This is a genomic window from Luteibacter sp., from assembly GCF_035539195.1.
Taxonomy (GTDB): domain Bacteria; phylum Pseudomonadota; class Gammaproteobacteria; order Xanthomonadales; family Rhodanobacteraceae; genus Luteibacter.
Map to the genome: position 1 here is coordinate 26,939 of NZ_DATLIW010000031.1, position 12,914 is coordinate 39,852.

The window sequence follows — 12,914 nt, forward strand, 5'->3', positions numbered from 1 at the left end:
CGCAAAACCATGCGAACCGGCTACCCGGAACGACGCAAATCAATGCACGGTAGAGGGTATGGCCGGCGTCGCCGACGGCGATGCCGCCTGACCGACCGGCTTGCCGTGTGCATCCAGTACGTGCCCTTGCGCATCCACATCGTGCGTGTTGGCATTCTGCACACGCTGCGTGACGCCCGGATTACCCGGCTGGACCGGCGCCAGCCCACGCTCGGTAGCGCCGGCGTCGGAAGCCGGCCGTATGGGGGCCGCAGTGGGGTTGGTCTGCCCAGGACCCGGTGCGGCCGCGGGATTGCCGCTCGGCGCGCTCTGCCCAAGGGCGGTCGACGAGACGAGGATCAGGGCCAACAGACCGGGCGGACTCAGGCGCATCGCAGATTCCGGATGCATCGCGCAGACGATGCTTGCGGCACCACGCTAGCGCCGTGGATGTGAAGCCTTCGCGTCCCTGCTAGGCTCCTTCCCTTCCATACCGGAGACACCCGATGTTGCTTGCCCTCGCTTTCGCCCTCGCCACCGACAGCGGTTTCGACGGACGCGTCCAGGCCGCCAAGGCCCTGGAACAGACCCCGGAAGGCAAGGCCTGGCAGGGCGCGCTGTGGGACAAGATCGGCAATCCGGCGACGGACGCACTGAAAGACTGCGTGGCCAGCAACGCGCCCGCCGACAAGACGCCCTTCACGATCGTCGCGACGATCGATGCCAAGGGCCGCTCCAGCGACGTCGTGGTCCAGCCGGAAACGCCGGTGGCGAAGTGCTTCACCGGCCAGTTCGCCGTCTGGACGCTCCCGCCGCCGCCGAAGAAGCCGGCGCCCTACCCGTTCGAGATCGACGTCTCGATGGGCAAGTAACTCAGTTCAGCTGATCCGGATGCGGGCCCATGCGGTTGCCCGCATCCAGGGCATCGATCGCCTTCATCTCGTCCGTCGACAGCTCGAAATCGAACACATCGATATTCGCCTCGATGCGTTCGGGCGTGACGGACTTCGGGATCACCATATGCCCGAGCTGCACGTGCCAGCGGATCACCACCTGCGCCGTCGTCTTGCCGTGCTTCTTCGCGATGCCGACCAGGGTCTCGTTCTTCAACAGCTCGCCACCCTGGCCCAGCGGGCTCCACGATTCGGTGACGATCTTCAGCTTCGTATTGGCGGCGACCACGTCGCGCTGCGCGAAGTCCGGATGCAGCTCGATCTGGTTGACCACCGGAACGACGCCGGTGTCCTTGACCAGGCGCTCGAGATGCGCTGGCTGGAAATTGGACACGCCGATGGAACGGATCCGGCCTTCCTCGCGCAGGCGGATGAAGGCTTTCCAGGTATCGACGTAGAGATCGCGCTTGGGTGTCGGCCAATGGATCAGGTACATGTCCACATAGTCGGTGCCGAGTTTCGCCAGGCTCGCATCGAACGCCTTCAGCGTGCTGTCGAATCCCTGATCGGCATTCCATAGCTTGGTGGTGAGGAAGATATCCTTGCGCGCCACACCGGAACGTTCGATGCCCTGGCGCACGCCGGCTTCGTTCTTGTAGATCGCCGCCGTATCCAGCGAGCGATAGCCTGCCGCCAGCGCACTGGCCACGGCGTCGGCGGTTTCGCCGTCGGGAATCTGGAAGACGCCGAAGCCGAGCTGCGGGGCCTTGTTGCCATCGTTGAGGTCGAGGACCGGAACGGAAGAGGTCATGCCTTGTCTCCTGCGGGGAACCGCCGGTCATGATGCCCGACGACCCCGCATTCAAGGCGTGATGGCGCTCAGTCGCCGCGTACGGCGTAGTGCGTTTCGACGTAGTTGTCGAGGATCGCGACGAACTCGTCGGCGATGTTGTCGCCACGCAAGGTCATGGCTTTTTCACCGTCGATGAACACCGGCGCCGAGGGTGCCTCGCCATTGCCCGGCAAGGAAATGCCGATGTTGGCGTGCTTCGATTCGCCGGGTCCGTTGACGATGCATCCCATCACCGCGAGGGTCAGGTTTTCCACACCGTCGTACTTCACCCGCCACACGGGCATCTGCTCACGCACATGGCCCTGCACCGTCTTGGCCAGTTCCTGGAAGAACTCGCTGGTGGTGCGGCCGCAACCCGGGCATGCGGTGACCAGCGGGGTGAACGCACGCAGGCCCATGGTCTGCAGCAACTCCTGCGCCACGATGACTTCGGCCGTGCGCGACTGGCCCGGCTCCGGCGTCAGCGAAATGCGGATGGTGTCGCCGATGCCTTCCTGCAGCAGCACGCCGAGCGCCGCGCTGGATGCGGTGATGCCCTTCGAGCCCATGCCCGCCTCGGTCAACCCCAGATGCAGCGCGTAGTCGGCACGACGGGCGAGATCGCGATAGACCGCGATGAGTTCCTGCACGCCCGAGACCTTGCACGACAGGATGATGCGGTTGCGAGCAAGGCCGAGGTCTTCCGCGCGCGCGGCGGAATCCAGCGCGGAGCGGATCAGTGCCTCGCGGGCCACGTGGCCGGCATCCCAGGGATCGGCGCGTGCGGCATTCTCGTCCATCAGCGCGGCGACCATGGACTGGTCCAGCGAGCCCCAGTTGGCGCCGATGCGTACGGGCTTGTCGTAACGAATCGCCATTTCGATGATCGAGGCGAACTGCGCGTCCTTCTTCTTGCCGAAACCCACGTTACCGGGGTTGATGCGGTACTTCGCCAGGGCCTCGGCGCAGGCCGGCTCGCCTTCGAGCAATTGGTGGCCGTTGTAGTGGAAATCGCCGATCAGCGGCACGGCGACACCCATCATGTCCAGGCGCTCGCGGATGCGCGGTACGGCGGCCGCGGCGGCCGGGGTGTTCACCGTGATGCGGACCATCTCCGAGCCGGCGCGGGCCAGCTCGGCCACCTGCTTCGCCGTCGAAACGGGGTCTTCGGTGTCCGTATTGGTCATCGACTGGACGACGATCGGGGCGCTGCCGCCCACCTGGACGCGGTCGACGATCACCCCGGTGCTGGGGCGGCGGGCAGCGGCTTCCGCGGGGCGCGGGCGGCTATGGAGGTCTTCGGTCATAGCGGCGATTTTAGCGCATTCCTGTTACCGCATTCCCCGCAACCCGCCAGCCCCATAGAAACCGCCACCCGCAAGACCCCAAAGCCCGACAAGACCCCAAGGAACTGCAAGCCCCCAAAGACCCACAAGACCTCAAGGAACTGCAGGCCCCGAAGACCGGCAAGGCCCCAAAGAACTGCAAGGCCCCAAAGAACTGCCAGACCCCAAAGACCGGCAAGGCCCCAAAGAACTGCAAGACCCCGAAGAACTGTGGGAGCCGATTCATCGGCGATCCCGCGGCAGCGGGCCAGCCTGCCGCAACACCCATCGCGATACACTCGCCCCATGAACGTCCGTCAACGCAGCACCGGCTTTTCCAACCGTCTTTTCGCCGAGCAGGCCCTCAGCCGCAGCGCCGGCGCGCCGCTGATCGAGGGCAACGCCGTCGAGTTGCTCATCGACGCGCAAGCGCATTTCGACGCCTGGCTGGCCGCGATCGCTGCCGCGAAGCGCCACGTGTTCCTCGAGAACTACATCATCCGTGACGACAGCGTCGGCCAGGCGTTTCGCGCCGCCCTGGTCGAACGAGCCCGAGCCGGGGTCTTCGTCGCCGTGATCGGCGACTGGGTCGGCTGCCTCGGCCAGTCACGCGCGTCGTTCTGGAACGAGCTGCGCGCCGCGGGCGGCCACGTGCGCATCTACAACCCGCCCAAGCTCGGCAGCTCGTTCGGCTGGGTCAGTCGCGATCACCGCAAGGTGCTCGTGATCGACGGTGAAGTGGGTTTCCTTTCCGGCGTCTGCCTGAGCGAGAAATGGCTAGGCGATCCGGGTCGAAACGTGCCGCCATGGCGCGACACGGGGGTGATGATCCACGGCCCGGCCGTCGCCGAAATCGAACACGCCTTTGCCGACAGCTGGCGCGAGGCCGGCGAGCCCCTGCCCGACGACGAACGACTGCGGCCCACCGCCGAAAGCAAGATCGCCGGCGAGGTCTCGCTCCGGCTCATCGCCACGCAACCGAGCACGGCCGGGATGTACCGGCTCGACCAGATGGTCGCGGCGATGGCACGCAAGACCCTGTGGCTCACCGACGCGTACTTCGTCGGCGTCGCGCCGTACGTGCAGGCACTCGCCGCCGCGGCACGCGATGGTGTAGACGTCCGCCTTCTCGTTCCCGGCACCAGCGACATCCCCATGGTCGCCGGCGTGTCGCGCTCGGGTTATCGCCCTCTGTTGAAAGCCGGCATCCGCGTATTCGAGTGGAACGGCTCGATGCTGCACGCGAAAACCGCCGTCGCCGACGGTCGCTGGGCGCGCGTGGGCTCGTCCAATCTGAACATCGCCAGTTGGCTCAGCAACCGCGAAATCGACGTCGCCATCGAGGACAACGGCTTCGCCGGGAAACTCGAGGCCCAGTACGAAGCGGATCTCGAGAACGCCACCGAGATCCTCCTGCGCGGACGCCGGTACCGCTCCGGCAACGAACGCATGCGTAGCCGCTCGCCACGACCGCCCAGGCCGCGTCATGCCGGCGGCAGCTCCAGTCGTGCCGCCGCCGGCGCCCTGCGCCTGGCCAATACCGTCGGTGCGGCCCTGACCGAACATCGCGTCCTGGGCGATACGGAAACCGGACCGTTACTGGCCGGTGCCGTGTCCGCCATCGTGCTGACGCTGGTGGCGATCTTCTGGCCGGCGGTGATCGCCTGGCCGCTCGCTCTGATCGGTGCGTGGTTCGCGGTGAACCTGTCGGTGAGCTGGTGGACGCTGCGGCGCAAGCGGAAGCGCTCGTCGGCTGCTGCGGAGGCGCCCGTCAATGCGGAAGCGCCTGTCGACGGTGAGAGCCATCGCCGCTGAAGCGGCTCCCACACACGACGTTCGAGGCTTGCGAAGCTCGAGGCTCAGCCAGGTCAGTTGCGTGGTTTGAAATGCAGCGGCTGCGCCTCGGTCTTCACCGGCGGCGTCGGACCGCAACTGCCGCAGGAGCCGCAGCCGTCGCCGCAGCTGCCGGTCGCGCTGGCCGGCTGCATGCGACGACCCAGCGAACGCGTGGCGGCCGAGCGTCCTTCGCGATTGAGACTGGCCGAGGCCCGCGCCATGACGCGTGTCGACGTTTTCGGCAGTAGCTTGCGGAACGCGACATACGCCGCGGCCGCCACGACCAACGCGATGATCACGCCCTGCACGACGTCGAACAGGCTCATGAAAGCGCCCTCGCGATCTGGTACGTCGCGAACGAGGCGAGATAGGCCAGGCCGAAGAGATAGCCCGCCGCCACCGCGACGTTGCGCCAGGAATTGGTTTCGCGGCGGATCACCGCCAACGTGGACATGCACTGCGGCGCGAACACATACCAGGCAAGCAGCGATAACGCGGTGGCCAGCGACCACTGGTGCGCGATGAGCGGACCCAGCTGCGAAGCGACCGCGTCGTCGCTGCCCGACATGGCGTAGACCGTGCCGAGCGCGGCGACCGCCACCTCACGTGCGGCAAGACCGGGCACCAGGGCCACGCAGATCTGCCAGTTGAAGCCGATCGGCGCGAAAACGTATTCGAGCAGGCGACCGAGACGGCCGGCGATGCTGTAATCGATCGCAGGCTGGGTCGCGCCTTCCGGTGCGCCGGGGAACGTGGACAGGAACCACAGCAACACGGTCAATGCGAGGATGATGCCGCCGACGCGCTTGAGGAAGATCATGGCGCGCTCCCACAAGCCCAGCGCGATATCTCGCACGTTGGGCAGGCGATACGAAGGCAGCTCCATGATCAACGCGTGTTCGCTCTTGTCCGCCCGCAGGCGCTTCATCACGAACGCAACGCCCAATGCACTGAATATCCCGGCGAAGTACAGCGCGAAAAGGACCACGCCCTGCAGGTTGAACACGCCGCCGACGGTGCGATCGGGAATGAAGGCCGCGATCAGCAGCGTGTACACGGGCAGGCGCGCCGAGCAGGTCATCAAGGGCGCGACGAGGATCGTGGTGAGACGGTCGCGGGGGTCCTGGATGCTGCGCGTGGCCATGATCCCGGGAATGGCGCAGGCGAAGCTGGAGAGCAACGGAATGAATGCCCTGCCGGTCAGGCCGACACGGAACATCATCCTGTCGAGCAGGAAGGCGGCGCGCGGCAGGTAACCGGATTCCTCGAGCACCAGGATGAACAGGAAGAGGATCAGGATTTGCGGCAGGAACACGAGCACCGCGCCGAGGCCGGCAAACACACCGTCGTTGAGCAGGCTGTGCAGCGCGCTATCGGCGGGCAGGAAGCCGGTCACCCAGGCACCGAGCCCCGCGATGCCGGCCTGGATGCCGTCCATGACCGGCTGCGCCCAGGAGAACACGGCCTGGAAGATGAAGAACATCAGCGTGGCGAGGATCAGCAGGCCGAACACCGGATGCAGCGCCCAGCGATCGAGGGCGTCGTCGATGGCGGCGGTATCGCGCGGCAGCTTCACCGTTTCGGCGAGGATCGAACGCACTTCCGCATGCAACTGCTCGGTACTGGCGCTATCCACCGCGGCGGGCGTCACCCGGGGAACGTGTGCATCGATACGCTTGACCAACGCTTCGGCGCCACCGCGCTTGATCGCGATGGTCTCGACCACGGGCACGCCGAGCCGGCGGGACAGGCCCTCGACGTCGATGACCATGCCGCGTCGACGGGCCGCATCCATCATGTTGAGCGCAAGCACCACCGGCCGGCCCAGACGACGCACCTCGAGCACGAATCGCAGGTGCAGGCGCAGATTGGTGGCGTCCGCGACGCAAACGATAAGGTCCGGCGCGGCTTCGCCCGGATAGCGGCCGTGGCAGACATCGCGCGTGATCGCTTCGTCCGGGCTGGTCGCATCGAAACTGTAGGCGCCCGGGAGATCGAGCACGTGCAGCGTGCGTCCGGAGGGCGCGACGAAGCGCCCTTCCTTGCGTTCGACAGTGACCCCGGCGTAGTTGGCGACCTTCTGCCGGCCACCGGTCAACTGGTTGAACAGGGCGGTCTTGCCGCAGTTCGGGTTGCCGACCAGGGCGATACGCACCGACGTGGCGCTCATGCGACGCCGTCCACGGAAACGTCCACCCGCGCCGCTTCCGTCTTGCGCAGCGCGAAGCGCGTCGAGCCGATCTGGATCAGGAGGGGATCGCCGCCGAGGGGGCCGCGCGCCACCAGCCGGACCGGCTCACCCGAAACAAAGCCGAGATCGCGCAGGCGCTGGGCGATCGGATCGGCAGGATGGGCATCGGTAACGGCCTGGACCACGGCATTTGCACCTTTCGGCGCGTCTGAGAGGCGCACTGGGCTTACTCAAATAAGAACTGTTCGCATTATATGCCTTTACCCGGAGGCCTGCACACGAGCAAGAAATCGCTGACGGTCGACCATGCGCACCCCGTATGATCGCGACCTACGTCGAGCCAGAGAGACCCCGTATGTCCGCCGTCGAACTGATCCGCGAGGGTTCCCTCGCCCGCCTGGTCATGAACCGCCCGGAGGTCCACAACGCCTTCGACGACGGCCTGATCGCCGAATTGACCGATGCGCTGGACCGGGTCGAAGGCGACGATGCCATCCGCGCGGTGGTGCTGACCGGCGCGGGCGCGAGCTTCTCCGCCGGCGCCGACCTCAACTGGATGCGCGGCATGGCCGCCGCCAGCGAGGCCGACAACCGCGCCGACTCCCTGCGCCTGGCCACCCTGATGCGCCGCCTGCAGTTCCTGGCGAAGCCGACCGTTGCCCGGGTCAACGGCGCGGCCTTCGGCGGCGGCGTAGGCCTGGTCGCGTGCTGCGACATCGCCATTGCCGCCGAGGGAGCGAAGTTCGCCCTCTCGGAGGTCAAGCTCGGTTTGGTCCCGGCTGTGATCTCGCCCTACGTCATCGCCGCCATCGGCCTGCGCCAGGCGCGCCGCCTGTTCATCACCGGCGAAATCTTTGGCAGCGGCGCTGCCCTGGCCATGGGCCTGGTCCACGAAACGGTGCCGCTGGAAGAGCTAGACGCCGCGATCGACCGTATCGTCGGACTGCTCGGCAAGGGCGGCCCGATCGCCCAGAACGAGGCCAAGCATCTCGCCCTGGGCATGGGCGGCATGGAGCTGGAAGCCATGCAGGAAGTGGACGCCGTCAACGCCGCGCTGATCGCCCAACTGCGCGTTTCCGCCGAGGGTCAGGCGGGCCTGACCGCCTTCCTCGACAAGACCCAGCCGCCCTGGCTGGGTTGAGGTCCAGGGCTCAGCCGAGAACCTTGGGCAGGTCCTTGCCGATCTTCTCCGGGGTGTCGGTCGGCGCGTAGCGCTCGACCACCTGCCCTTCGCGGTCGATCAGGAACTTGGTGAAGTTCCACTTGATGCCTTCGGTACCGAGCAGGCCTTTCTTCTCGGCCTTCATCCAGCGATACAGCGGATGCGCGTTCTCGCCGTTGACCTCGATCTTCGAGAACATCGGAAAGCTCACCTCGTAGGTGAGCGAACAGAAGTCGCGGATCTCGTTCTCGTCGCCCGGCTCCTGGTGACCGAACTGGTCGCAGGGAAAACCCAACACCTCGAAGCCCTGCCCGGCATACTGCTTCTGCAAGGCCTCCAGGCCCTTGTACTGCGGCGTGAAGCCGCATTTGGACGCGACATTCACCACCAGCAGGGCCTTGCCGCGGTACTCGGCGAGCGAGCGTTCGTTGCCTTCGATGTCGCGGGCCGAAAAATCGTAGATGGCGGTCATGCGCGTCTCCATACGTGGGCGGATTTCGCCGAGTCTACGCCCGCCGCGCCGGTCGTGGCGCGGCTTGGGCTACCATGAGCGCTTTCGTCCCGCCGGAACCCCCTGTGATCCGTTTCGCCGCCGCTTCCAAGTCCTATCGGGTCGACGGAGCACTCGTTCCCGCCCTCGAACCTGTCGATCTGGTCATCGAACGCGGCGAAGTGTTCGGCATCATCGGCCACTCGGGCGCTGGCAAGTCGACCATGCTGCGCCTGATCAACCTCCTCGAACGGCCCACGGCGGGCCGCATCTTCATCGAGGACAGCGACGTCACCGACGCCTCGGGCAGCGAGCTACGCAAGCTCCGCGCCGGCATCGGCATGATCTTCCAGCACTTCAACCTGCTTTCGTCGCGCACGGTGGCCGATAACGTGGCCTTTCCGCTGCGCATCCAGGGCAACGTGTCGGAAGGCGAGATCACGGCGCGCGTCGACGAACTGCTGGAGTTGGTCGGCCTCACCGCGCACGCGCGCAAGTACCCGGCCCAGCTTTCCGGTGGCCAGAAGCAGCGCGTCGGCATCGCCCGCGCACTGGCCAGCCGGCCATCCATCCTGCTGTGCGACGAAGCCACCAGCGCACTCGATCCGCAGACCACCGCCTCCGTGCTGGAGTTGTTGGCGGACATCAATCGTCGCCTCGGCCTCACCATCGTCCTGATCACCCACGAGATGGACGTGATCCGGCGGGTCTGCGACCGCGTGGCGGTTCTCGATGCCGGCCGGGTCGTCGAAATGGGCGCCGTGGCCGATGTCTTCCTGCATCCCAAACATGCCACCACGCGGCGCTTCGTCGCCGAAGCCGATCACCGCGAAGGCCACGGTCCCGAGTTCTCCGGCGTCGCGGGACGCCTCTTCCGCCTCTCGTTCCGCGGCGAAGCCACGTATTCGCCCGTGCTATCCAATGTCGTGCGCGACACGGGTGTCGAGTACAACCTGCTCTCCGGCCGCGTCGATCGCATCAAGGACACCCCTTATGGCCAGCTCACCCTGGCCATGAACGGCGAAAGGGTCGACGACGCGCTCACGCAGATCCGCAACGCCGGCGTCGATATCGAAGAGGTGGCCCGATGAGCCCCATGCAGACCCTGTTTCCCAACATCGACTGGGCCGAGATCGGCCAGGCCTGCATCGACACCCTGCTGATGCTCGGCGGCTCGTTGCTGTTCACCATGGCGCTCGGCCTGCCCTTGGGCATCTGGTTGTTCCTCACCGCGCGCGGACAGCTGCATGCGAAGCCGAAGCTCTACGGCGTGCTCTCGCTCGTCGTGAACGTGCTGCGTTCCGTACCCTTCATCATCCTAATGATCCTGCTGATTCCCGTGACCAAGGCGATCACCGGTGTCAGCATCGGCATCCGCGGGGCCATCGTCCCGCTGGTGATCGGCGCGGCACCGTTCTTCGCCCGCCTGGTCGAAACGGCGCTGCGCGAGGTGGACCGTGGCGTCATCGAGGCCAGCCAGGCCATGGGCGCCACGACCGGACAGATCGTCACACGCGTGCTGCTACCCGAGGCCCGGGCCGGCCTGATCGCCAGCGCGACGGTCACCGCCGTCGCCCTGGTCGGCTATACGGCGATGGGCGGTATCGTGGGCGCCGGCGGCCTCGGTGCGCTGGCCTACCAGTACGGTTACAACGGCTACAAGCCCGACTACATGCTGGTCACCGTGGCCCTTCTGGTGGTGCTGGTGCAGATTCTGCAGTCGCTCGGCGACCGCCTGGTCACCCGCTACAGCCGTCGCTGAACCGCCGCGGGGCCCGCTTTGCATCCGGCGGTATGGACGTCTATGCTGGCGCACCGCAACATAAGCCACGGATGCCTCCATGAAGAAGTACCTGCTCCCCCTCGCCGCCGCCCTCGCCATGGTTCTCGCGGGCTGTTCGGGCGGTGATGGTGGCGGCAAGGACGGTTCCGCCGAGGCCACCCTCACGGTCGCGGCCACGCCCGTGCCGCACGCCGAGATCCTCAAGGAGATCAAGCCCCTGCTCGCCAAGCAGGGCGTCAACCTCGAGATCAAGGTCTTTACCGACTACGTGCAGCCGAACATGCAGGTGGCGCAGAAGCAGCTCGACGCCAACTTCTTCCAGACCGAACCCTATCTGGATGCGTTCAACAAGGAGCGCGGCACCAACCTAGTCAAGGTGGTCGGCGTCCACATCGAGCCGTTCGGCGCGTATTCGCGCAAATTCAAGTCCATCGACCAGTTGCCCGACGGCGCCAACGTGGTGATCCCGAACGACCCTAGCAACAACAGCCGCGCACTGTTGCTGCTGGCCAAGCACGGCCTGATCACCCTGAAGAACCCGAACGATCGCCTGGCCACGCTCAAGGACGTCGCCACCAACCCGAAGAACCTCAAGTTCCGCGAACTGGAGGCGGCCATGCTGCCACGCGTGCTGGACGAAGTGGACCTGGCCCTGATCAACACCAACTACGCCCTGGCTGCCGGCTTGAACCCGGTGAAGGACGCGCTGTTGATCGAGGACAAGGATTCGCCGTACGTGAATTTCCTCGTCTCGCGCCCGGACAACCAGAACGATCCGCGCATGCGCAAGCTCGCCGCCGCCCTCACCTCGCCCGAGGTGAAGGCATTCATCGAGAAGAACTACAACGGCGCGGTGTTGCCGGCGTTCTGAGCCGGCAAGCCGAACACCTTGCGCAGGTAGGACACATACTCCACGTCGTCGCTCATGTTCTTCCCCGGCGAATCGGACAGCTTCGCCACTGGTTGGCCGTTGCAGCGGGTCATCTTGATCACGATGTTGAGCGGCGCCGGCCCGACATCGTTGGTCAGGTTGGTGCCCACGCCGAAAGAAAGCTGGCAACGTCCCTCGAAGTGCGAGTACAGATCCATCACCCGCGGAATGTCGAGGCCGTCGCTGAACACGAGGGTCTTCGAGCGCGGATCCACGCGATTGGCCACGTAATGCGCGAGCACGCGGTCTCCCCAGACAAAGGGATCGCCCGAGTCGTGGCGCGCACCGTCGAACAGCTTGCAGAAGTACATGTCGAAGTCGCGCAGGAAGGCGTCCAGGCCATAGACGTCGGATAGCGCGATCCCCAGGTCGCCCCGGTACTCGCGAGCCCAGGCTTCGAGCGCCGCCGTCTGCGAATCGCGCAGGCGCGGCCCCAGCGACTGGAAGGCCTGCAGGTACTCGTGGGCCATGCTGCCGATCGGCACCAGCCCCTGGCGCATCGCGAACCACACGTTGCTGGTGCCGGCCAGGTGGGTGCCCCATTCGGCCTTCATGATCTGCAAGGCCTCTTCGTGCCATGCGCGCGAGAAACGTCGGCGTGTGCCGTAGTCGGCGATGCGTACACGCTCGAAACCCTTCGTATCGCGCAACAGGGCGATCTTCGCGCGCAGCCGCGATCGTCCCTCGTCGGGGTCCGCGTCCGGGTGGTTCGCCGCGAAATACACCTCGTTGACGATGGCGAGCAGGGGCACTTCGAACATGATCGTGTGCAACCACGGACCGGTGATGACGATGTCGATCTCGCCTTCGTGTTCGGTCGACGGCGAGATCGACACGTAGCGGGCGTTGAGATGGAACAGGCCGAGGAAGTCGACGAAATCGCTGTCGATGAAACGCAGCGTACGCAGGTAGGCCAGCTCGTCCTCACCGAAACGTAACGCGCAAAGCGCGTCGAGCTCTTCCCGTATGCGCGCGATCAGTGATACGAGGTCGACGCCCGGTGTACGGCAACGAAAGCGATACTCCACCTGCGCGGCGGGATACTGATGCAGCACCACCTGCATCATCGTGAACTTGTAGAGGTCGGTGTCGAGCAGCGACTGGATGATCATGCGGTGGCGCCAGTAAGTGCGATCTGTTTTTCCACCGCATCGATGAACGGCTGCGTGCCGGGCCACGCGGTGATACGGCCGAGCTTCTTGCCACGATGGAACAGGAAGAAGGCGGGGATGCCATGCAGGCCAAAGCGCGTGGCCATCGTCGGGTCGTCGTAGACGTTGTCGTGCAGCCAGCGCACCTCGGCCCAGACGAAGCGCTCGGCGGTCAGCAGTATCTGGCGCTTGGCGATGTCGCAGTTCGGGCAGTCGCGGCCCCAGAGGAACAGGATGGCGATGCGGTTGTCGTCCGCGGCGAGCTCGGCGTCGAGATCCCTTTCGACGATCCGTGCCATCGGGAAGCGCTCGAAGAAATCGGGAACGGTGGTGTCGGCCAT

The 12,914-nt window shown here is 65.9% G+C and carries 15 protein-coding genes; 6 read left to right on the forward strand and 9 right to left on the reverse strand.

Annotation, left to right across the window (positions count from 1 at the left end; all coding sequences use genetic code 11):
* Positions 1 to 39: 39 nt before the first annotated feature.
* Entirely contained in the window at positions 40 to 372 is a 333-nt protein-coding gene (locus VM621_RS11920; RefSeq protein ID WP_325469180.1) for a hypothetical protein, read from the reverse strand.
* A gap of 113 nt (positions 373 to 485) precedes the next feature.
* Here VM621_RS11920 and VM621_RS11925 point away from each other — a divergent pair, with 113 nt between their 5' ends.
* Positions 486 to 851 (forward strand): peptidase C13, encoded by a 366-nt coding sequence (locus VM621_RS11925; RefSeq protein WP_325469181.1) that lies wholly within the window; start codon positions 486 to 488, stop codon positions 849 to 851.
* 1 nt (position 852) lies between these two features.
* Here the strand turns inward: VM621_RS11925 and VM621_RS11930 are convergent, their stop codons facing one another.
* Both VM621_RS11930 and ispG read right to left on the reverse strand, forming a co-directional pair.
* Complete coding sequence (locus tag VM621_RS11930; protein WP_325469182.1) at positions 853 to 1,683, reverse strand: aldo/keto reductase; 831 nt, start codon at positions 1,681 to 1,683, stop codon at positions 853 to 855.
* Positions 1,684 to 1,751: 68 nt separating this feature from the next.
* Positions 1,752 to 3,011, reverse strand: a complete 1,260-nt coding sequence (gene ispG / locus VM621_RS11935; protein WP_325469183.1) for a flavodoxin-dependent (E)-4-hydroxy-3-methylbut-2-enyl-diphosphate synthase — start codon at positions 3,009 to 3,011, stop codon at positions 1,752 to 1,754.
* A 324-nt stretch (positions 3,012 to 3,335) separates the two neighbouring features.
* Here ispG and VM621_RS11940 point away from each other — a divergent pair, with 324 nt between their 5' ends.
* Complete coding sequence (locus VM621_RS11940; protein ID WP_325469184.1) at positions 3,336 to 4,844, forward strand: phospholipase D-like domain-containing protein; 1,509 nt, start codon at positions 3,336 to 3,338, stop codon at positions 4,842 to 4,844.
* 53 nt (positions 4,845 to 4,897) lie between these two features.
* On the opposite strand, the gene VM621_RS11945 is transcribed toward VM621_RS11940, so the two are convergent.
* From VM621_RS11945 to VM621_RS11955, 3 genes are read right to left on the reverse strand one after another with little or no spacing between them, the layout of a single operon-like run.
* The gene (locus tag VM621_RS11945) at positions 4,898 to 5,191 is read right to left on the reverse strand and encodes a DUF6587 family protein (RefSeq protein WP_325469185.1); all 294 of its coding nucleotides are present in this window, start codon (positions 5,189 to 5,191) and stop codon (positions 4,898 to 4,900) included.
* Positions 5,188 to 7,035, reverse strand: a complete 1,848-nt coding sequence (gene feoB / locus VM621_RS11950; RefSeq protein WP_325469186.1) for a ferrous iron transporter B — start codon at positions 7,033 to 7,035, stop codon at positions 5,188 to 5,190. Before feoB ends, VM621_RS11945 begins: the two co-directional genes overlap by 4 nt.
* Positions 7,032 to 7,277, reverse strand: coding sequence for a FeoA family protein (locus VM621_RS11955; RefSeq protein ID WP_325469187.1), 246 nt, complete (start codon positions 7,275 to 7,277; stop codon positions 7,032 to 7,034). The genes feoB and VM621_RS11955 overlap by 4 nt, the downstream gene beginning before the upstream one ends.
* Before the next feature lie 134 nt (positions 7,278 to 7,411).
* On the opposite strand from VM621_RS11955, the gene VM621_RS11960 reads away from it, so the two are divergent.
* Positions 7,412 to 8,197, forward strand: coding sequence for an enoyl-CoA hydratase-related protein (locus VM621_RS11960; protein WP_325469188.1), 786 nt, complete (start codon positions 7,412 to 7,414; stop codon positions 8,195 to 8,197).
* A gap of 10 nt (positions 8,198 to 8,207) precedes the next feature.
* On the opposite strand, the gene VM621_RS11965 is transcribed toward VM621_RS11960, so the two are convergent.
* Positions 8,208 to 8,690 carry a glutathione peroxidase gene (locus VM621_RS11965; protein ID WP_325469189.1) on the reverse strand — a complete coding sequence of 161 codons (483 nt, stop codon included), beginning with the start codon at positions 8,688 to 8,690 and terminating at the stop codon, positions 8,208 to 8,210.
* Between the two features lie 104 nt (positions 8,691 to 8,794).
* Here VM621_RS11965 and VM621_RS11970 point away from each other — a divergent pair, with 104 nt between their 5' ends.
* The 3 genes from VM621_RS11970 to VM621_RS11980 all read left to right on the forward strand — a co-directional run bounded on the left by VM621_RS11970 (position 8,795) and on the right by VM621_RS11980 (position 11,362).
* Positions 8,795 to 9,799 carry a methionine ABC transporter ATP-binding protein gene (locus VM621_RS11970; protein WP_325469241.1) on the forward strand — a complete coding sequence of 335 codons (1,005 nt, stop codon included), beginning with the start codon at positions 8,795 to 8,797 and terminating at the stop codon, positions 9,797 to 9,799.
* Positions 9,796 to 10,470 (forward strand): methionine ABC transporter permease, encoded by a 675-nt coding sequence (locus VM621_RS11975; protein ID WP_325469190.1) that lies wholly within the window; start codon positions 9,796 to 9,798, stop codon positions 10,468 to 10,470. The genes VM621_RS11970 and VM621_RS11975 overlap by 4 nt, the downstream gene beginning before the upstream one ends.
* Positions 10,471 to 10,549: 79 nt before the next feature.
* On the forward strand, positions 10,550 to 11,362 hold the full coding sequence (locus VM621_RS11980; RefSeq protein ID WP_325469191.1) for a MetQ/NlpA family ABC transporter substrate-binding protein: 813 nt from the start codon (positions 10,550 to 10,552) through the stop codon (positions 11,360 to 11,362).
* Here the strand turns inward: VM621_RS11980 and pncB are convergent.
* Together pncB and VM621_RS11990 are read right to left on the reverse strand one after the other, a co-directional pair.
* Entirely contained in the window at positions 11,332 to 12,534 is a 1,203-nt protein-coding gene (pncB, locus tag VM621_RS11985) for a nicotinate phosphoribosyltransferase (protein ID WP_325469192.1), read from the reverse strand. The two genes, VM621_RS11980 and pncB, sit on opposite strands and share 31 nt — an antisense overlap.
* Entirely contained in the window at positions 12,531 to 12,914 is a 384-nt protein-coding gene (locus VM621_RS11990; RefSeq protein ID WP_325469193.1) for a thioredoxin family protein, read from the reverse strand. The genes pncB and VM621_RS11990 overlap by 4 nt, the downstream gene beginning before the upstream one ends.